The following is a 20,458-nucleotide window of genomic DNA, read 5'->3' as shown; positions in this document are numbered from 1 at the left end:
GTCTTAGAGGAGGTGGATATAAATGCCCGCCCAGTTTTTATTAAATGTGTTTATAGCAGTTTTGTGGACATTAATAAGTGATGAAGATGAGTTAAGATTTACAACGTTTGTTGCAGGATATCTAGTAGGTATCGTGATCGTATTTTTAATGCATCGATTTTTTGGTGAACGTTTCTACTTAGGTAGATTCTTTGCCTTGATTAAGTTGATATTTATCTATATCCGAGAATTAGTTTTATCAACGAAACTAGTTTTAAGGCATATTTTAAGCCCGAAAATTAAAATTAAACCAGGGTTGTTTAAATATGAAACAGTACTTCGTGGGGACTGGGAAATAACCGCTCTAGCACTGTTATTAATGCTGACTCCCGGTTCTGTAGTTATAGAGGTAACGCAAGAAGGAGATGCATTTTATATTCATGCGATGGATGTAGAAGAATCAAAAGATATGTTGTTACGGTCATTAAATAAATTTGAGAAAGCGATTATGGGGGTGACTAGGTGATGATTCAAGGTATGTTAATTGCAGCACTAACTTTGTATGGTATTGGAATAGCGATAAGTGCATACCGCATTATTATTGGGCCTAGCCTACCTGATCGTGTTGTGGCTTTAGATATGATCGGTGTTATGCTTGTATCATCCATAGCAATAATATCTGTGCTTCAGGGAACAAAAGCTTATCTAGAGGTTATTTTAATACTTGCAATTCTTGCTTTTATAAGTACGATTGCCTTCTCGAAATATATTGAGAGGGGGGTTATCATTGAGCGGAAACGAAATGATTGAATTTGTTGCAGCACTATTTATGTTAGGTGGAGCAATTATGGCAGTAATTAGTGCAATCGGAATAATTCGCTTCCCCGATGTATATACTCGCTCTCATGCTGGTACAAAAAGTTCTACTTTAGCAGTCTTGATGACTTTATTAGGCGCTTTTATTTACTTTGCTTCTGAACAAGGGTTTTATAGTGTACGTCTTTTATTAGGTATAGCTTTTGTATTCTTAACTGCTCCAGTGGCTGGACATTTAATAACAAGAGCGGCTTACCGTGCGAGTGTGAAAATGGCTGATACAACAATAGAAGACGAATTAAAGGATGTTATCAAGGAAGTCCAAGAAGAAACGCAAGAAGAAAAGAAAAGTATAGAGGAACTTAAAGAAAATACAGATGAAGTAAATGTTGAAAAAATAGACAAAAATGATTCGAACGCAGAGAGAACGTGAATAGTTGAGACTCCATCCATTCCTTGGGTGGAGTTTTTAAATTAGGTACTTGTGGATAACGAAATAATTAAATAGCCACTTTTGACTCCATCGTCCATCAACTAGGTGACTTCACGAATCGCCCTACGATAAAGAAGACTGCCGAATGTATTATATGAGGCTTAGTCGCACTTATACCCTTGGGTGAAAAGAAGACTGCCGAATGTATTATATGAGGCTTAGTCGCACTTATACCCTTGCGGTGAAAAGAAGACTGCCGAAAGTATTATATGCACCTCATCGTGATACCTTTATCTCAAAGGAAAAGGAAGTTCTACTACTGTCGAATCACTCGCTCCGTTGCTAAACGATCGCTTTCACCTTTATCTTCGTATAGTTCCTCACATAGATGGAGAAAGTAAATATAGAAAATAAGTTTTAAAGGGGTTATAAAGTGGTTAAATTAGCGATTATATATTATAGTGCAACTGGAACAAATTATCAGATGGCAAAGTGGGCAGAAGAAGCCGGGAAAGAAGCAGGAGCTGAAGTGAAAGTTTTAAAAGTTCAAGAACTGGCTCCACATCAAGCAATCGAATCTAATCCAGCTTGGAAAAAGAACGTAGAAGAAACAAAGGATATACCAGTGGCTTCTTCGGATGAACTAGAATGGGCGGATGCAATACTTTTTAGCACGGCTACTCGGTTTGGAGGCTATGCGTCGCAAATGAAACAATTCTTAGATATACAGGGAGGGCTTTGGGCAAAAGGCGCTTTAATAAATAAGACTGTCAGTGCAATGTCTTCTGCTCAAAATGACCATGGAGGACAAGAGGCAAGTATCTTAAGTTTTTATACTTCATTAATGCACTGGGGAGCGATTATTGTTCCTCCTGGATATACTGACCCAGTACTTTTCACCACAGGTGGTAATCCATATGGAGCAAGTGCTACGGTAGATCAAGATGGGAACTTTACAAAGGATGTTCAACCTGCAGTTTCTGTACAGACAAAAAGATTAATTGAAATAACTAAAAAAATAATTTCAGAGTAATGTTTGTAGAGCTGATTAGCGTTAAACGTTGATAAGCTCTTTTTTTCGTTTTAATATATTGGATAAGGGAATGCTACAAATAGTAGGAGGATATTGCCATGGTAAAACCAATACCAAAAGAAGAAGGTCTTGATCATACAGTTGCTTGGATGAATGAAGGGTATTTATTTCTCTCCAATCGTATGAATCAATTTAACTCAGATGTTGTAGAAACGAAGATACTTGGAAAAAAGTTTATAGCAATGCGTGGACCTAAAGCGGCTGAGTTATTCTACGATTCATCCCGTTTTATTCGTTATGGTGCAATTCCCAAAAATGTAGCAGATGTAATCATTGGAAAGAATAGTGTATTTCAATTCGATGATGGACAACATCATAAACGAAAACAAATGCTGATAAATGTAATGAATGAAGAACAGCGAAAAAAACTAGAACAAATTAGCAGGAATCAATGGAAAATTGCTATAGAACGTTGGGAACAAACTGGTGAAGTAGTATTGTTAGATGAGTTGGAACAATTATTCACCATTATTGTTTGTAATTGGATAGGCATTCCTTTGTATGCCAAAAATGTTTCCTTACGTACAAAAGATATTCGTTCCATGCTGACGGCTTTTACAAACAAAGGATTAAATTATTTCCAGGGAAATCAAGCGAAAAAGCGGGCGCTTAAATGGATATCTTACATTATTAGACAAGTACGAACAGGTAGAATCCACCCACAAGAGCAATCTCCCTTGTATCAATTAGCTTGGTATGAACGTTCTAACGGTAAATTATTATCTATTTCAAATGCTGCGGAAGAGGTATTAAATATAATACGTCCGTTTGTTGCAATTACAAGATATGCTTGTTTTAGTCAATTAGCATTACTAGAAAATCCAAATGTAAGGCAAAGACTTCGTAAAGATTCACAATATGTCAGCTGGTTTATTCAAGAAGTGAAGAGATTTTATCCTGCAGTTCCTTTTGTTATAGCAAAGGCACGAGAGAGTTTTATTTGGGAAGATATCTATTTTCCAAAAAACAGACTTGTCTTGCTAGATTTATACGGATCTAATCATCATCCAGATACGTGGGAAGAACCAGAAAATTTTGTACCTGAACGGTTTCAATTTTTAGATGAAAAAGACCGTTACAGACTTATTCCACAAGGGGCGGGTGACTTAGAGTTTGGTCACCGTTGTGTGGGAGAGGAGATAACAACACAAATGATGCGAATAAGCTTGGAGTACTTGTTGCAATTAGATTATGATTTGCCTGATCAAGACTTGAATTTTAAGCTCAATCAAATCCCTGCTCAACCAAGTAGTAAAATTAGATTGCAAAATATACGGAATAAAGGATAATCAAAAAAACGAGTCAGTCCCATAATGAGTTTTTTTGGCTTTAGAAGAGTCGCGGTTTCCAGTATAATAGAAGTCATTGTTTTTTCCTATATTCCGAACATGAAATAAAACTATTACCAAATAGTCGTTTTTTTAAATAGACATAGCAGTTACAAAATTGATTCAAATATATATATAATATCCGAACCAAGAGAATAAGTTATAACAAAAGATTTTGGTCAAAAGACGAATGATAGCTAAAATAAGCGTAAGAAATATACGGAGACTCCTTGAAATCAAAAGACGATTTTCCGTGTGTTGCAATGCTGCCGAGGTCTTCCTTGTCCTGTGGGAGTGAGGCCCCGATGCATAGGCATTCGGAGGCTCACCGGCCGCCTTAGGATAAGCAGAGTACATTTCTGAAACGAGTATCATAACCAGTTCATTCAGATTATCTTTTGAGTAAATACTTTTGTGCCAACCTAGGATGGTTCGGATATTTTAATGTTAATCCATAATCTCTCCAATAATCTCATAAGAGCGAAGACGTGCCTTCATATCATATATTTGGGAGGTAATAATCATCTCGTCAGCATCTGTTTCTTTACGAAATGCTTCGATTCCTTTTTTGATTGTTTCTTTACTGCCGACTATCGTTGTACGAGGATCAAGAGATTCTTCGACAGCAGCTTTCTCCATTGGAGACCATATGGTGTCCATATTCTCTACAGGTGGCTGAAGCTTCGATTCTTTTCCTCTACGTAAATTAAGAAATTGAATACGGTGGGAGTTAGCTAAGTAATCTGCTTCTTCATCCGTATCTGCGGCAATAACATTTATCCCCACCATTGCATAAGGCTTATCCATTATTGTAGATGGCTGGAAATTTCTTCGATATAACTGTATCGCTGGTACTGTATACTGTGGTGCGAAATGAGAAGCAAATGAGAAAGGAAGTCCTTTTTCAGCTGCTAATCGAGCGCTAAAGTCACTAGATCCTAGTAACCATATGGGAATATCCAAGCCCTGACCAGGAACTGCTTTTACTTGTGATACAGGATCATTAGAAAAATAATCTTGAAGTTCGTTTACTTGCATTGGGAACTCTTCAGGTCCTGCATGTAACGTTCTTCTTAATGCGTAGGCAGTAGCTTGGTCGCTTCCAGGAGCTCTACCCAGACCAAGATCAATTCGTCCTGGATATAGAGATTCCAATGTTCCAAATTGCTCTGCAATCACAAGAGTAGCATGATTCGGCAACATTACTCCGCCGGATCCAATACGCATATGATTAGTATGACCAGCTATATGTCCTATTAGAACCGACGTTGCAGAACTACCAATACCCTGCATATTGTGATGCTCTGCTAGCCAATAACGATTGAAACCTAACTTTTCTACATGTTGTGCTAATCGCACACTGTCTTGGAAAGCTTGTTTGGCATTAGAACCTTGAACAATAGGTGCTAAATCTAATACAGAGAGTGGTATATCTTGAAATGTTTTGTGTTCGTTGTTTGTTAACATCAAGTAACCTCCTTGCTTTCTAGGTTATGAGAACAATGATAAGTGTTTCTTCTTTTAGAGTCTACTTATTTGTTTGGGATTATGAGAGTTACCAATATAACGGAATAATAGGAAAAATCAACTAACTTACGAAAAAAGAATGTTCTTAAAAATTGAAAAAGAAAACGACTGTTTGATAAATCAGTAATAAGAATAGTAGTATTCAGGCTCAATTACGCCATATCTGATTCGAAATCGATTTTTAGCATAAAAAATTTTAAAAAATTTAAAAGTTAATATGTTAACGATGGTAGCGATTACATTTTGAGAAGCAAGAATAAATCAATAAAAACATGTAATCAGAATTTTATGTCTAAATTGAATTTATGATATAATAACAAAACAACATGCGTTGTCCTTCAAAAAACAGATTGATTTAAAACGGAAACTATACAAGAGAGGAGCTGTTGTGATGAGTAAACAAGGATATCCTGATCAACAGGGACTATATCATCCAGACTTTGAACATGAAGCATGTGGAATAGGGATGATTGCCAATATAAATGGTAAGAAAACTCACAATATAGTACAAAATGCGATTAATATATTGTGTAACCTAGAACATCGAGGTGGACAATCAGCAGATACAAGCACGGGTGATGGGGCTGGTATTATGACCCAAATACCCGATCGTTTCTTTCAACTTCAATGTGTGAAAGAGAATATTCACTTACCTCGTGAGGGTGACTATGGCGTAGGGATGATTTTCTTACCTAGAGATCGTCAATTAAGAATGACTTGTAGAAAAATGATAGAACAAATTGTTGAAGATGAAGGACAAACATTTCTAGGCTGGAGGCCTGTACCAACGAATGAATCTTTTATAGGGAAAGTTGCATCTAAGAGTGCTCCATCGGTTCGACAATTTTTTATTCAATGCTCGGATAGCATTAAGGATCAGATGGAATTTGAACGTAGATTATTTGTGATACGTAAATGCATCGAAAATATTGTTGCAGGTCAACCAGAATATGAGGATGTATACATTTGTAGTTTATCTACAAGAACAATTGTTTATAAAGGTATGTTAGTACCGGAACAATTAGATGCCTACTATATTGACCTCAACCATCCAGATTTTAAATCTGCGTTAGCACTCGTTCACTCACGCTTTAGTACCAACACATTCCCAAGTTGGAAAAGATCTCACCCTAATCGATATACCATCCATAATGGAGAATTTAATACGTTACGCGGTAATGTAAATTGGATGCAAGCCAGAGAACAACTCTGTGTATCTGATCATTTTAGTGAAAAAGATTTGGAAAAAATATTACCAGTTATGGATACAGACGGAAGTGATTCCTCTATATTTGATAATACATTTGAATTTTTACATCTTTCAGGAAGGTCATTAGCTCATACGGCAATGATGATGGTTCCAGAACCTTGGTCGAATGATGACAATATTAAAGATGAAAAGCGTGATTTTTATGAATATCATAGTACATTAATGGAACCATGGGACGGTCCAGCTGCACTAGTGTTTACGAATGGAAGCCAAATAGGAGCATGTTTAGACCGGAATGGATTAAGACCAGCAAGATATTATGTTACAAAGGATGGAATGGTTGTTTTAGGATCTGAAGTAGGGGCATTAGATATTTTTGCTGATGATATCTTGTATAAAGATCGTTTAGCACCAGGAAAAATGTTACTTGTTGATTTAGAAAAAGGAGTTATCGTTCCTGATGAAACGATAAAAATGCAAATATCCTCTGAAAAACCTTACAAAGAATGGCTAAAAAATAAAGTTGAATTGCAAGACCTTCCGAAACCGACAAGTGATTATCCTGTTAACCACGGTGATAAATTGTTAGAACAGCAGTTAGCTTTTGGTTATACACAAGAAGAATTAAATAAAATTATGAAACCATTAGTTTCAGATGGAAAAGATCCAGTAGGTTCGATGGGGTATGATTCGCCTTTAGCAGTCTTATCGAAACGCCCTCAACTGCTATATAATTACTTTAAACAACTGTTTGCTCAAGTAACTAATCCACCTTTGGATGCGATTCGAGAGAAGATAATTACAATGGTAGAGACGACAATCGGAGCTGAAGGGAACTTAACGAAGCCTACAGCGGATAATTGTAGACATATTCGTCTAGAGACACCCGTTTTACGTAATGAAGAGTTAGAAGCAATACGACATCAGCGCTTAGAAAGGCTATCCGTAGAAACGCTATCTACATTGTTTGATACTGAAAAAGAAGGAAATATGAAAGAAGCGCTTGATACACTATTTGTACAGGCGGATAGAGCAATGAAGAGAGGCGTCAGTTTACTTATCCTGTCAGACAGGGGAGTAAATGAGAAACAAGCAGCAATTCCAGCCTTGTTAGCAGTTTCTGGTTTGCATCATCATTTGATTCGTAAGGGAGTTCGCACGAAAGTTAGTTTATTAGTTGAGTCAGGAGAGCCTAGAGAGGTACATCATTTTGCAGCTTTATTAGGATATGGAGCAGAAGCGATTAACCCTTATCTTGCTTTCGATACGTATTTTAATTTATTCCAAGCGGATGAAATAAAGGTAGATTCAGTAGATGAGGCGTATACGAGATATATTACTGCCGTAACTGACGGAATTATCAAAATATTATCTAAAATGGGCATTTCTACAATTCAAAGTTATCGTGGTGCTCAAATTTTTGAGGCGGTAGGTATACATCAGGATGTTACCGATTATTACTTTACTGGAACAGCTTCTCGATTAGGGGGCATTAAGCTTGATACTATCGAAAAAGAAGCAATGATGAGACATCAGCTAGCATTTGCAGAAGCTCGAGATGGAAAACGTAATTTAATACCTGGTGATGAGTTCCAATACAGAGTTAATGGTGAGGATCATCAATATAATCCACAGACGATTCAAACATTGCAACATTCTGTAAGATCCAATAACTACGAGCTCTTTAAAGAGTATTCTAATATGCTTACCGATGATGCATTAAACTTACAATCCTTGCGTGGATTAGTAGATTTTAAAGACAGGACGCCGGTACCAATTGAAGAAGTAGAGCCTGTAGAAAATATTGTAAAACGATTTAAAACAGGAGCAATGTCTTTTGGATCGATTAGTAAAGAAGCACATGAAGCTTTAGCGATTGCAATGAATCGATTAGGTGGACGCAGTAATACTGGAGAAGGTGGTGAGTCCATCGATCGGTTTATACCAGATGAAAATGGTGACTTAAGAAGAAGTGCCGTAAAACAAGTTGCCTCTGGACGTTTTGGTGTAACTAGTAATTATTTAGTAAATGCAGATGAGATTCAAATAAAAGTAGCACAAGGAGCCAAACCAGGTGAAGGTGGCCAGCTCCCTGGCAAAAAAGTATACCCATGGGTAGCGGAAGTGCGTGGATCAACTCCTGGAGTTGAATTAATCTCTCCACCACCTCACCACGATATTTATTCCATCGAAGATCTTGCGGAATTAATCTATAACTTGAAAAATGCCAATCCTAATGCGCGTATTAGTGTAAAACTAGTGGCAGCTGTAGGAGTTGGAACAATTGCAGCAGGTGTAGCGAAAGGAAGAGCGGACCATGTTGTGATTAGTGGTTATGATGGCGGTACAGGTGCAGCACCTCGTACTAGCTTGAAGCATACTGGACTTCCTTGGGAAATTGGTTTGGCTGAAACACATCAAACATTATTATTAAACGGATTACGTGACCGTATTACTGTGGAAACAGACGGTAAGATGATGACTGGTAGAGATGTAGTTGTTGCTGCTTTATTAGGAGCAGAAGAGTACGGCTTCTCTACAGCGCCATTGGTAGCATTAGGCTGTGTAATGATGCGTGTTTGTCACTTAGACACTTGCCCAGTTGGAATTGCAACACAAAATCCTGCTTTAAGAGAAAAGTTTTCTGGTGACCCGGATCATGTCGTTAATTTCATGCAATTTATCGCTCAAGAAGCCAGAGAGATTATGGCATCACTTGGCTTCCGTACGATTAATGAAATGATTGGACGCTCCGATGTGCTAGAGGCAAAACAGCTGGATCATTGGAAAGCGAAAGATATTGATTTATCTGCATTATTATATAGACCGGAGCTACCTTTTAAAATAGATCAGTATGCAACGCAACAGCAGGATCATGGTATTGATAAAACATTGGATTATCAGGAGTTACTACCGATTTGTGAATCGACAATAGAAGATGGAACACCTATAGAATTTTCAGTTGCCATTCGAAATATTAACCGTGTAACAGGGACTTTATTAGGTCACGCGATTACAGAAAAATATGGTGAACATGGTTTACCTGAAGATACGATTAAACTAAACTTTAATGGTTCCGCAGGACAAAGTTTCGGTGCATTTATTCCAAAAGGAATGTCTCTAAAATTAATCGGAGATGCCAATGACTTTGTTGGTAAAGGATTGTCTGGTGGAAAAATAATCGTTAGACCATCTTCAACGGTTACATTTGAGCCCGAAAAGAATATTATCATAGGAAACGTCGCATTTTATGGTGCATCTGCAGGTGAAGCATACATTCGAGGCATAGCAGGAGAACGTTTTGCAGTTCGAAATAGTGGAGCGTCGATTGTTGTAGAAGGTATCGGTGATCATGGCTGTGAATATATGACTGGTGGCCAAGTAATCGTCCTTGGAAAAACCGGTAGAAACTTTGCTGCTGGTATGTCAGGTGGAGTTGCTTATGTATTTGATGAAAAAGACGAATTTAATAATATGGTAAATAATTCTCTCGTTCATGTTGAACGTGTTACGGATGAAAAAGAATTGGTAGACTTATACAATTCAATTGAAAAGCATGTGGAATATACAGATAGTGGTCATGCTGCAAGAATCCTTTCGTATTGGGAAAAATATTCAACATCATTTATTCGTGTAATTCCAAAAGCATATTTAGCAATGAGAGAACGTATATCCATGTTAATGAATACAGGATTAACTAAATATCAAGCAGAACTACAAGCTTTTGAGGAAACCAATCAAATTAAAGTACAAAAAGATAAGGTGAACGTATAAGGATGATTCATGTCAGCAGAAAGGGAGGCTTTTGATGGGAAAACAAACAGGTTTTATGGAGTATGAAAGGCAAGCACGTCCTGGCAGAAATCCACAAGAGCGTGTTAAAGACTGGAACGATTATACGGCTCCGATGTCAGATGAGGAAGTGCAAAAACAAGGTGCTCGTTGTATGGATTGTGGTGTTCCTACATGTCATCAAGGAATTGAGATAGCAGGGGTAACATCAGGTTGCCCTGTCTATCACTTAATTCCAGAGTGGAATAACCTAGTGTACGAGGGGAAATGGCGAGAAGCACTAGATAAGGAACATCAGATGAATAATTTTCCTGAGTTCACTGGGATTGCATGTCCGGCGCCTTGCGAAGGCGCGTGTGTGTTAGGAATTAATGAACCTGCGGTAGCTATTCGTACGGTGGAAAGATCAATTATTGAAAAAGGATTTGAGGAAGGATGGGTTGTACCAAACCCACCAAAAATCCGTACCGGTAAGCGTGTAGCAATCGTTGGGTCTGGTCCTGCCGGTTTAGCTGCAGCCGATCAGTTAAACAAAGCAGGACATTCTGTTACAGTTTATGAGAGAGACAAGCGCGTTGGTGGACTTTTAACATATGGGATTCCAGAAATGAAACTATCTTATGATATTGTAATCAGGCGTGTGTCCATTTTAGAACAAGAGGGCATTGAGTTTATTACGAATACGGAAGTTGGTAAAGATATTACCAATGAAGAGTTACAAGAGATATATGATTCTGTTGTACTCTGTGGCGGAGCAAGCTTACATCGTGACATGCCAGTGGAAGGTAGTCACCTTAAAGGAGTACATCCTGCTATGGACTTTTTACATGCAAATGTTGAAAGTTTACTAGATTCTAATTTAGAAGATGGGAATTATATATCTGCAAAAGATAAGGATGTAATCGTCATTGGTGGTGGTGATACAGGAACGGATTGTCTTGCTACCTCAGTTCGTCATAATTGTAAAAGTCTTACACAATTTGATATCTATGAAAAACGTAATCTCTTACGTGATGAAGAAGCTAATCCATGGCCCCAATATCCGAAAATTCATCGTGTGGAGTATGGTCATAAAGAAGCTGAAGCGCAATTTGGTGATGATCCACGTGCTTTTGCAGTTCAGACTACAAAGTTTGTTGGCGATGAAAATGGTCATGTTAAAGAAGTACACACGATTAATGTAAAAACACGTTATGAAGGTGGAAAAAAAATACGTGAAGAAATACCAGGAACAGAAAAGGTTTGGCCAGCAGATTTAGTATTAGTTGCTATTGGTTTCCAAGGTCCAGATCAAGGGCTAATAGAATCTCTAGATGTAGAAACTACAACTCGTACTACTGTAAAAGCAAAATACGGCGAATTTCAAACGAATATTGAAGGTGTTTTTGCAGCCGGAGATATGCGACGAGGACAAAGTCTAATCGTTTGGGCGATCAATGAAGGTCGAGGAGCGGCACGGGAGTGTGATCGTTTCTTGATGGGAGATACGATGCTTCCATAAATATTTATTATAAAATGTCTAAAAGCACTCCTGTTAGTCAAAATTAACAGGGAGTGCTTTTATATTTTTAATTGAATCAATTTCATAATTGCTAAGTTAAAAAAAGAACCTTTTGTGATGGTTATATAATAATGTTTGAATTATAGCATTAACTTTGGCGTTTATTGTAATAAAAGACGGCTATCTCTGCTCAGAATAGCGCGAGCTGAAGATCCATTTAAAAGTGTTCTTCTTTTCAAGTATATTGAAGCTGTGTCTACGGAATTCTTCTGTCTGTAATGGAAATTAAACAAAGACTCAATTAGCTAAATTCTTGAAAAACTATTTGATATACAAATCTATATCAAGTAATATAGTGTAGGAGTAAAAATGGAAATGAGGGTTATTGATGAGTAAATCATCTATATATGGCTTAACGTATGAAAAGTTGAAAGATTGGCTAATGGAACACGGTGAGAAGCGTTTCCGTGCAGAACAAGTATGGAATTGGCTTTATAAAAAGAGAATTAATAATTTTGATGAAATGAATAATGTGAATCAATCAGCAATTCAATTGTTAAAAGATAACTTTGTGTTACATACAATGGGTGAGGAGATACGCCAAGAATCTCAAGATGGCACTATAAAGTTTTTATTTAAGCTGGAAGATGGGAACTTAATTGAGACTGTATTGATGCGATTCCATTATGGCTTATCGGTTTGTGTAACTACCCAGGTCGGTTGTAATATTGGCTGTACCTTCTGTGCTAGTGGTCTTTTGAGAAAAAGTAGGGATCTCTCTAGTGGAGAAGTTGTAGAGCAAATTATGAATGTACAAAAACATCTCGATGAACGTGGTGAAAAGGAACGAGTAAGTCACATTGTTGTAATGGGGATTGGCGAACCATTTGATAATTATAAAAATCTCATGGACTTCTTGTACACAGTCAATGATGACCGAGGGCTAAATATTGGTGCAAGGCATATAACGGTATCTACTAGTGGATTAGCACATAAAATCTATGAGTTTGCAGACGATCCAATTCAAGTAAACTTGGCTATCTCATTACATGCACCTAATGATGAGCTACGCACGAAAATAATGAAGATCAACCGAGCTTTTCCAATAGATAAGTTGATGAAATCTGTTGAATATTACTTACAGAAGAAAAATCGCCGAATTACGTATGAATACATTATGTTAGATGACGTAAATGATCATAAGAAAGAAGCGATAGAACTAGCGAATTTAATTAAAAATCATCGTCATCTTGCTTATGTTAACTTAATTCCATATAATACGGTAGATGAACATATTGACTATCGTCGTAGTAAATCAGAAAATATTCAAGCTTTTTATGAAACATTAACGGAACAGGGTATTAACTGCGGTGTTCGTTGGGAAAATGGCGCAGATATTGACGCAGCATGTGGACAACTACGAAGTAAACAAATTAAGAAATCAAAAGCAGTCTAAGTTTAATAAGAAAGCTTCCTTTTCGATAAGGGAGCTTTTTATATATGGAGGAGAGATGGTGCATGTTCATTAGAGAAATTGAGGAAAAAGATAATTATCAAATTGAAAACCTAATAAAAGATTCATTGGAATCGCTAGATCTTGATCGAGAAGGGACGGCTTATTATGATCCGGAATTACCCCGTTTATCTACTTACTATAATTCAATTAAAGATGCTTCGTACTGGGTAGCGTGTGAAGGTGAAGAAATAATTGGGGGAATTGGTATTGCCCCGTATGTAATAGAGAAAGGTGTATGTGAATTACAAAAATTTTACGTCCGCCAAGATCAACAAGGTAAAGGAGTTGGTAGAAGGTTGTTAAATACTGCTTTGGACTTTGCTAAAAAGAAATATAATCAATGTTACTTAGAAACCAGACATGAGCTAATACAAGCCAATAAATTATACGAACAAAATGGCTTTGCTTTATTATCGAGTCCAATAGAAGGCTCAGAACATTCATTTATGGATCGTTGGTACATAATTGAACTATAGTATTATATTCTTCTCAGAGAGTATCATATGAAGCAAATTTTGATATTAGTTTATATTAAATAGTCCAGAGTAATGTTTTAATTAAATCTGGACTATTTAATTGCTACGTTGGATTTTCATTTTCAATAGTTAGTATTTCCTCTTGGTCGGTAGAGCTCGTACTATTGAATAAGTGTACTCTATTTTTCCCATTATTTTTCGCCTTGATTAATAGTTCGTCAGCTTGGATATAGGCTTTTCGAATATCATTGTTTTCTTCGCAACGATAGTAATTTAAACCAAATGTAGCAGTGTAGTCTACATCAATAGTATTTCCCCTGTATTCAGCTGGTGCACTAGTTCGTTCTACTTCTTCTTTTAGAAGCATAACAAGTTTTTGACACTCCTCATATGTTCTATTTGTTAGTATAATTGTAAATTCTTCTCCACCACTACGAAATACATAATCATGGTGATTAAGTTTACTTTTAATATGGTTGGCAAAGTGTTGAATTACCTTATCACCCACGTTGTGGTTATACGTGTCGTTAATTCGTTTGAAGGTATCAATATCGGTTACAACTATGCCTACATACTGTTCAGATTCATTGAGTTCGTTCATTATCTTATTCATATAGGTGCGATTATGTAGTTTTGTAAGGAAATCAGTATACGCCATTTGTTCAAATCGATCTCTTTCTATCTTATGTTGTAGAGTTCGAGATTGAAGAACTGCTGATCGGCTTACTAAGTAGTTTAGTATAAACAATCCAATAAGTGCTTCCCAATGTTGTTGTGTTAAAAATAAAAAAAGTAAACCATTGGAAATAGCACCTTTTAACGTGTCTAACATGCTTTTTCCTTTTATAAACGCCCATGCATCTTGGCCAGTACTAATATTGCCTGCAAAATGGAATATTATAAGTAATAGAATAGAAGATAAAATATCAATCATAATAACTATAGGTATTAATAAAAACCAGAAACCAAATGTAAGATGTTCAAGATATGGATAGACAGTAAAAAAGCAATAGTATCCAAATACGTTAAGAAGAGTAGGTCCACCGATGTTATAAAAAGTATGAAGAAATTCATCTTCATCTGCTGTGCCATTTTTCTTACGAATAAAATACACATAAAATCTGCTAAATACTTCAAAAATAAATAATCCTAGCGGTCCAGTATATAAAACTAAAGATAAATTATATGAGATACTGTAGTCTACATTTACATTCCCAGTTCTCACAATTGTTTTCAGATTGGAATATAAAGCTGTAAACAAGAAATATACTAAAAAGATGAGTAGATAAGTAGAAATATTAACATCAATTGGTCCAGATATAAATGCAACAGTTATTGCGGAAGCGAAAATAAATAGTATAAAAAAGCGTAACCGGTACATAGAATTAATCCTTTCCAAAGTTGATTTTTTAGTAGATAGATAATAGGCTATTCTACCTATGTTTAAATATAATAGCACATAAAGACCGTAATTGTAAGAAATTATTGTAAAATTTAACAATTTAATTTTAAAGGATAAAAAGTTCATTTTAATTGGTAGTAATCAACATTACTTTTTGTATACATGTATACAAAATAAGTAAACAAAAGTAAACTTATAATGTATACATGTAAACAAATAAGAAAACATATTGGAACGCCAATGTTTTCAAAAAGATTACAAGTATACAACAATATAAACTTTATGAAATTAGTACTTGAGGTTTTCATTTAAAAAAGCTATGCTAGATTCGTAGGTTAATAGAAGAGAGGAGTAATATGATGACAAAATCAAGAATTGCTGCAGTAGATGTAGGAAATGATGCTTTAAAAGGAAACTATGGAAAGTTAGAAAATGAATTATATATTCCGAATGTTATTGCTCCAGATTTAGAAGAAAGACCAGTAATTGGAATTGAAGAGTTGGATGATAAGGAGATACTAGAGAATATACATATCCGAATTCACTCTCCTGCCCTATCAGAGAATAACCTTATTTATAGAGTAGGGAGCTTGGCGACAAAGACAACTAATTCACAAGAGTTAGATCAAGGCAGTAGTAAATCAGAAGAGGACCAAACATTGATTATGTTGTTAACTTCATTGGCACTAGATGCTGTAAGTACCAGTGATTTTGAAGAGAAAAATGGAGTAACTGATGCAAACTATACATTAGGTACCGGCTTACCACTTCGTGAAGTAAAAGAAGGAAAAGACGTAGCTTATCGTTCCCACTTATTAAGTTCAGTTCATCAAGTTGAATTTCTTGTAACACCAAAATATCAAGGTAAAAAAGTCAATATAAAGTTTGATGAAGTTAAAGTATATCCAGAAGGATTCGCTGCTTATGTGAATTTAATAATGGATAATGATTTAAAAGTTATCAACAAAGATTTAATAGATAAACAAATTCTTATTCAAGATATCGGTGGTTTATCCACAGATATTGCTGTTATTCGAAATCGGAATGTGGATGATGATAAAGCACAAGGATTTAATTTAGGTGTGTCTGAATCGTTGGAACAAATACGAGAAGAAATCCGGACTAAACACGGAGTAGAATTAGACAGTCGTCGAGATGTAGTAGACATTATAACCAGGAAAAATGATCGGAATCATATTATGGTAAAAGGAAGTCGTACGAATGTCCATGATATTACAGACCATATACTGTTAGAATTAGCGAAGAAAGAGTATCGTTATTTAAGAAATGTATGGGCGAAAAATTCTCAATCAGAAATTTGCTACTTTGTGGGTGGCGGATCGGCTGTATTAAAAGATTATCTTAAAGCATTAAACAATAAATTAGATGGCTACAATATTGAATTCTTTGAAGATGAAAATGAGAGCATTTGGATGATGGCGAATGCATATTATAAGCTAATCACCGACTTTGTGCGAAAATCTACTCCACAAGTAGATAAAGAAAAAAAGACTACGAAATCAAAATAAGGTGATTAAATGGTAAAGAAAATTGAAAGAGGTCAAACGATAACATTTCGAGTACCCTCTGACACCCCAGATTATTTGTTAAAACAATTGCAACAGTTGAAAGATATAGAAAGAAGAAACTTTTCGAGTAAAATAGCACATTTTGTTTTAAAGGGTATTCATGAGACGGTAGTTCGAGAAAGAGAGACTGTAACAGTTCCTTTGCCTAAACCATTAACAAGAGAGCAGAAAAGCTGGTTAAAGCATGAGCATTCAGAAGCTATGATTGGCTCTATTTTGTATCAGCTTCTAACAGACCCAAAAAGAGTTACATCTATAATGACAACGTTAAACAAAGATATTGAAGAAGCTGATCAATACCTAGGGCACGTAGAAGACCCGCCTGTAGAATTTCATGAATCTGCAGCTGCGACTGAATTTCGTATAGATGACTTCGATATTGGAGAGTTAGATGTTCATAACAACGAAGAAACTACAGAGGAAGAAGCAGAGGAAGAGGATCCGCTTGGAGATTTCTTCTCTAGTATGAATAAATAGAAAAAGCTGTCGGGAATTATTTATTTCCGGCAGCTTTTTTGATGATAAATATAATAAAACCTAAACTTTTCTGTTATCAATTGGGTAACAATAGTAAATGAAGAAGTGAAAAAGAGGCAATAATTTGGCAGATAGGGAGAAGAAAACTGCTCGAAGCAGTTCAGAATTAATCTTTTTATCTAATTAAAACTTCATTAACAAGAAAATAAAATACATATTTTTTCTTTATGTAGTCAACATATATTGTAAGACTAAATTAATGAGGAGGATTATTATGGAAAATAATCAAAAACAAAACGAACAAATGAATAGTAGTGCTGTTCCACCCCAAATGAATCATGGGGGACATGAAATGTTTGATGTTCATGAAGTCTTATCAGGTTCGATTAATACTATAAACACATATACACTTCTGAGTGAACAAATTAGAGACCCGGAACTTCGAGATATACTTGAGCGACAAAAATCGTTTATGAAAGAGGAATATAATATTACTTTAGAATGTTTTAAAACTGGTCAGGATCCTTCAATGCCCACCCAAAGTTATAAAATGAATCAAGATAATCAATTTACCTATGGATTAAAAGCGTCTCAACCAAAAAAACCAATGCAAGCAACAGCAGAAGTAAATGATGAAACAATAGCTCTTGGTATGTTAAGTGCTGTTAAAGCAAGTGTACCAGTCAAAGCTGGAGCAGCATTAGAAACCACGAACCCCGTTGTACGTAGAGTTCTTGCGGATTCACTTCCAAACTGTATTGAAATGGCTTATGAAATTTCTTTGTATCAAAACAAACATGGTTATTACCAAGTACCACAACTTACACCGCAAGATATGATGCAGATGCAGGAAGGATATGCACCTACTAATGTTCAATCACAAAACCCTAACAAGCCACCTTTACATTAAAAGAGTATGCCTCTTCTCTTTTGAAGGGGCTTTAAGATTTTCTTTTTTAGTCAATTGAAATAACAGTACTTAGAAAGGAGCTGCTCAGATCATGAATGAAGATAAAGCAATTAATTCAAATAGTAAAAACGATCAGTTAGAATATTATCGAAGTGCTGATAGTGAGGACAAAGAGCTCACCACTAATCAAGGAGTTAAGTTAACCGAAGATGAATTATCTTTAACAGCCGGTGAAAGAGGACCCACCTTAATAGAAGATTTCCATTTCCGTGAGAAAATGACTCACTTTGATCACGAGCGTATACCAGAACGTGTTGTACATGCGCGTGGTTTTGCTGCTCATGGGGAATTTCAAGTATATGAGTCAATGAAACCTTACACAAAAGCAAAATTTCTACAAGATCCAAGTATAAAAACACCTGTCTTTGTTCGATTTTCTACCGTTGTCGGTTCTAGAGGATCGATGGATACACCTAGAGATGCTAGAGGGTTTGCCACGAAATTCTATACAGAAGAAGGAAACTTTGATTTAGTGGCGAATAATATTCCAGTATTTTTTATTCAAGATGGTATAAAATTTCCAGATGTAGTTCATGCCATAAAGCCAGAACCACATAATGAAATGCCTCAAGCAAGTGCTGCTCATGATACATTCTGGGATTGGGTTTCTCAAAACCAGGAGACTGCCCATATGGTTATGTGGCTTATGAGTGATAGAGCTATTCCTCGGAGTTTCCGAATGATGGAAGGTTTTGGTGTACACACATTTCGATTTGTTAATGATGAAGGAAAAGCTCATTTTATTAAGTTTCATTGGAAACCAGTACTAGGCACTCATTCGCTAGTTTGGGATGAAGCCCAAAAACTTGGAGGGAAGGATCCTGATTATAATCGTCGTGATCTTTGGGAGTCGATTAACATGGGAAACTACCCTGAATATGAGCTTGGGGTACAAATTTTAGAAGAAAAAGACGAATTTGCATTTGATTTTGATATCCTTGATGCAACTAAAATATGGCCAGAAGAGAATGTTCCAGTGCGAATTATTGGTAAAATGACTTTAAACAGAAATGTAGATAATGTTTTTGCAGAGACTGAACAAGTCGCTTTTCATGTAGGTAATGTGGTGTCTGGAATTGATTTTACAAATGATCCACTGCTTCAAACGCGTTTGTTTTCCTATACGGATACACAATTACTTCGATTAGGAGGTCCGAATTTTCATGAGATACCAATTAATCGACCAGTATGTCCATTCCATAATAATCAACGTGATGGATTTCATCGGCAAACGATTAATAAAGGACAGGTTTCCTATAGAAATAATTCTCTAGCTAATAATTCACCCCATACTGTAGATGAAGAGAATGGTGGTTTTGCTCATTATCAAGAAAAAATCGATGGACGTAAAATTAGGGCAAGAAGCAAAAGTTTTGAAGATCATTTTAGTCAATCAAAGTTATTTTGGAATAGTATGAGTGATGCTGAAAAACAACATATTATTGATGCTTTTCGATTCGAACTAGGGAAAGTGCAACATAAACCAATCCAACAAAAGGTGGTTGATATGTTTGCTAAAGTTGATTATGAGCTAGCCAATGCAATTGCAGAAAAAATTGATGTAAATGTACCTTCAGCAGATGTTCAAAGTAAGGTGACAAAATCCTCCCCAGCATTAAGTCAAGAAAATACACCTAAGTTACCAAATACTCGAAAAATTGCTGTCATTATTTCAGAAGGATTTAATGGAGTCGAAGTAAAAAGAATTATTGAAAATATACAAGCAGCGGGGATTCAAGTAGCGATATTAAGTGATAAATTGGGTCCGATTTTAGCAGATGATAACAGTCAACTAGCATCTATGCATACGTTTGTTACAGATTCATCGGTAGTGTTTGATGCTGTGTATATTGCAGGAGGAACCAAAGCAGATAAAATGTTTGAGAAAAATGCTAAAATGTTTATGCAGGAAGCATTCGATCACTATAAACCAATTGGAGTCTCTAATGAAGGAGAACAATGGTTTAATCAAAAACAATTTCCAAGTAAATTAGGTGTCATTATAAGTACTCACCAACCGGATCATTTTTCGAAGCAATTCATAGACGCAGTTGCCGCACATCGATTTTGGAATAGAACAATATCATAAGTGTATAAGAAGGGACCTAAGATATTCAAAAGGTTCCTTTTTATCCTGCATGTAACTGAATAGAGTATCTCCACTTTGAGACAATGAGGAATAGCGAAAGTGGGTAAGTGGGAACGACACTCCCACAGAACGAAGTTTCACTTAAATATTTTATTACATATCCAAAAATAAATATATTTTATCAATTTTTACCTTTCTTGATGCAAATAAATAACTTCACGTAAAAGTTTTATAAGATGTGGTGTGACAGTTAAGGTACC

Annotated in this window: 15 protein-coding genes; 13 read left to right on the top strand and 2 right to left on the bottom strand. The window is 35.9% G+C overall.

The features are described 5' to 3' along the window. Window positions 1-22: 22 nt before the first annotated feature. The 5 genes from AQ616_RS00970 to AQ616_RS00950 all read left to right on the top strand — a co-directional run bounded on the left by AQ616_RS00970 (window position 23) and on the right by AQ616_RS00950 (window position 3,610). The gene (locus tag AQ616_RS00970) at window positions 23-505 is read left to right on the top strand and encodes a Na+/H+ antiporter subunit E (RefSeq protein WP_017798328.1); all 483 of its coding nucleotides are present in this window, start codon (window positions 23-25) and stop codon (window positions 503-505) included. Next, entirely contained in the window at window positions 505-789 is a 285-nt protein-coding gene (locus AQ616_RS00965) for a Na(+)/H(+) antiporter subunit F1 (RefSeq protein WP_017798327.1), read from the top strand. The genes AQ616_RS00970 and AQ616_RS00965 overlap by 1 nt, the downstream gene beginning before the upstream one ends. Beyond that, entirely contained in the window at window positions 767-1,228 is a 462-nt protein-coding gene (locus tag AQ616_RS00960; protein WP_069684790.1) for a Na+/H+ antiporter subunit G, read from the top strand. The genes AQ616_RS00965 and AQ616_RS00960 overlap by 23 nt, the downstream gene beginning before the upstream one ends. 433 nt (window positions 1,229-1,661) lie before the next feature. Then, entirely contained in the window at window positions 1,662-2,261 is a 600-nt protein-coding gene (wrbA, locus tag AQ616_RS00955) for an NAD(P)H:quinone oxidoreductase (RefSeq protein WP_017798325.1), read from the top strand. 98 nt (window positions 2,262-2,359) lie between these two features. After that, window positions 2,360-3,610: a cytochrome P450 gene (locus AQ616_RS00950; RefSeq protein ID WP_069684789.1), complete on the top strand. Its 1,251-nt coding sequence runs from the start codon at window positions 2,360-2,362 to the stop codon at window positions 3,608-3,610. 486 nt (window positions 3,611-4,096) lie between these two features. Here AQ616_RS00950 and AQ616_RS00945 read toward each other — a convergent pair whose 3' ends face one another. Next, on the bottom strand, window positions 4,097-5,116 hold the full coding sequence (locus tag AQ616_RS00945; RefSeq protein WP_069684788.1) for an LLM class flavin-dependent oxidoreductase: 1,020 nt from the start codon (window positions 5,114-5,116) through the stop codon (window positions 4,097-4,099). A 451-nt stretch (window positions 5,117-5,567) separates the two neighbouring features. Here AQ616_RS00945 and gltB point away from each other — a divergent pair, with 451 nt between their 5' ends. The 4 genes from gltB to AQ616_RS00925 all read left to right on the top strand — a co-directional run bounded on the left by gltB (window position 5,568) and on the right by AQ616_RS00925 (window position 13,671). Then, window positions 5,568-10,160: a glutamate synthase large subunit gene (gene gltB / locus AQ616_RS00940; protein WP_069684787.1), complete on the top strand. Its 4,593-nt coding sequence runs from the start codon at window positions 5,568-5,570 to the stop codon at window positions 10,158-10,160. Between the two features lie 34 nt (window positions 10,161-10,194). Continuing rightward, window positions 10,195-11,679, top strand: a complete 1,485-nt coding sequence (locus tag AQ616_RS00935) for a glutamate synthase subunit beta (protein WP_017798321.1) — start codon at window positions 10,195-10,197, stop codon at window positions 11,677-11,679. A 388-nt stretch (window positions 11,680-12,067) separates the two neighbouring features. Next, window positions 12,068-13,135 (top strand): dual-specificity RNA methyltransferase RlmN, encoded by a 1,068-nt coding sequence (rlmN, locus tag AQ616_RS00930; RefSeq protein WP_017798320.1) that lies wholly within the window; start codon window positions 12,068-12,070, stop codon window positions 13,133-13,135. Window positions 13,136-13,197: 62 nt separating this feature from the next. After that, window positions 13,198-13,671, top strand: coding sequence for a GNAT family N-acetyltransferase (locus AQ616_RS00925; RefSeq protein ID WP_017798319.1), 474 nt, complete (start codon window positions 13,198-13,200; stop codon window positions 13,669-13,671). A 103-nt stretch (window positions 13,672-13,774) separates the two neighbouring features. On the opposite strand, the gene AQ616_RS00920 is transcribed toward AQ616_RS00925, so the two are convergent. Then, window positions 13,775-15,052, bottom strand: a complete 1,278-nt coding sequence (locus tag AQ616_RS00920) for a GGDEF domain-containing protein (protein ID WP_069684786.1) — start codon at window positions 15,050-15,052, stop codon at window positions 13,775-13,777. A 380-nt stretch (window positions 15,053-15,432) separates the two neighbouring features. Between AQ616_RS00920 and AQ616_RS00915 the strand changes: the two genes are divergently transcribed. The 4 genes from AQ616_RS00915 (at window position 15,433) to AQ616_RS00900 (ending at window position 20,198) form a co-directional block, all read left to right on the top strand. Continuing rightward, window positions 15,433-16,602, top strand: coding sequence for a ParM/StbA family protein (locus AQ616_RS00915; protein ID WP_017798317.1), 1,170 nt, complete (start codon window positions 15,433-15,435; stop codon window positions 16,600-16,602). A 9-nt stretch (window positions 16,603-16,611) separates the two neighbouring features. Beyond that, complete coding sequence (locus tag AQ616_RS00910) at window positions 16,612-17,139, top strand: hypothetical protein (RefSeq protein ID WP_017798316.1); 528 nt, start codon at window positions 16,612-16,614, stop codon at window positions 17,137-17,139. A 274-nt stretch (window positions 17,140-17,413) separates the two neighbouring features. Further along, window positions 17,414-18,049 (top strand): spore coat protein, encoded by a 636-nt coding sequence (locus AQ616_RS00905; RefSeq protein ID WP_017798315.1) that lies wholly within the window; start codon window positions 17,414-17,416, stop codon window positions 18,047-18,049. 91 nt (window positions 18,050-18,140) lie between these two features. Then, window positions 18,141-20,198, top strand: coding sequence for a catalase (locus AQ616_RS00900; RefSeq protein WP_069684785.1), 2,058 nt, complete (start codon window positions 18,141-18,143; stop codon window positions 20,196-20,198). Window positions 20,199-20,458: the final 260 nt, after the last annotated feature.

Origin of the sequence: Oceanobacillus sp. E9 (genome assembly GCF_001741975.1) — a bacterium.
GTDB lineage: Bacteria > Bacillota > Bacilli > Bacillales > Amphibacillaceae > Oceanobacillus > Oceanobacillus kimchii.
Note: the sequence above shows the minus strand (reverse complement) of the source record. Positions and strands in the feature narration are given on the sequence as shown.

Excerpts from the sequence above, each read along its gene's own strand:
- AQ616_RS00910 (WP_017798316.1), top strand. The coding sequence starts at position 16,612 with ATGGTAAAGAAAATTGAAAGAGGTCAAACGATAACATTTCGAGTACCC.
- AQ616_RS00900 (WP_069684785.1), top strand. The coding sequence starts at position 18,141 with ATGAATGAAGATAAAGCAATTAATTCAAATAGTAAAAACGATCAGTTA.
- rlmN (WP_017798320.1), top strand. The coding sequence starts at position 12,068 with ATGAGTAAATCATCTATATATGGCTTAACGTATGAAAAGTTGAAAGAT.
- AQ616_RS00935 (WP_017798321.1), top strand. The coding sequence starts at position 10,195 with ATGGGAAAACAAACAGGTTTTATGGAGTATGAAAGGCAAGCACGTCCT.
- AQ616_RS00925 (WP_017798319.1), top strand. The coding sequence starts at position 13,198 with ATGTTCATTAGAGAAATTGAGGAAAAAGATAATTATCAAATTGAAAAC.
- AQ616_RS00950 (WP_069684789.1), top strand. The coding sequence starts at position 2,360 with ATGGTAAAACCAATACCAAAAGAAGAAGGTCTTGATCATACAGTTGCT.
- gltB (WP_069684787.1), top strand. The coding sequence starts at position 5,568 with ATGAGTAAACAAGGATATCCTGATCAACAGGGACTATATCATCCAGAC.
- AQ616_RS00945 (WP_069684788.1), bottom strand. The coding sequence starts at position 5,116 with ATGTTAACAAACAACGAACACAAAACATTTCAAGATATACCACTCTCT.
- AQ616_RS00905 (WP_017798315.1), top strand. The coding sequence starts at position 17,414 with ATGGAAAATAATCAAAAACAAAACGAACAAATGAATAGTAGTGCTGTT.
- AQ616_RS00970 (WP_017798328.1), top strand. The coding sequence starts at position 23 with ATGCCCGCCCAGTTTTTATTAAATGTGTTTATAGCAGTTTTGTGGACA.
- AQ616_RS00965 (WP_017798327.1), top strand. The coding sequence starts at position 505 with ATGATTCAAGGTATGTTAATTGCAGCACTAACTTTGTATGGTATTGGA.
- AQ616_RS00915 (WP_017798317.1), top strand. The coding sequence starts at position 15,433 with ATGACAAAATCAAGAATTGCTGCAGTAGATGTAGGAAATGATGCTTTA.
- AQ616_RS00920 (WP_069684786.1), bottom strand. The coding sequence starts at position 15,052 with ATGTACCGGTTACGCTTTTTTATACTATTTATTTTCGCTTCCGCAATA.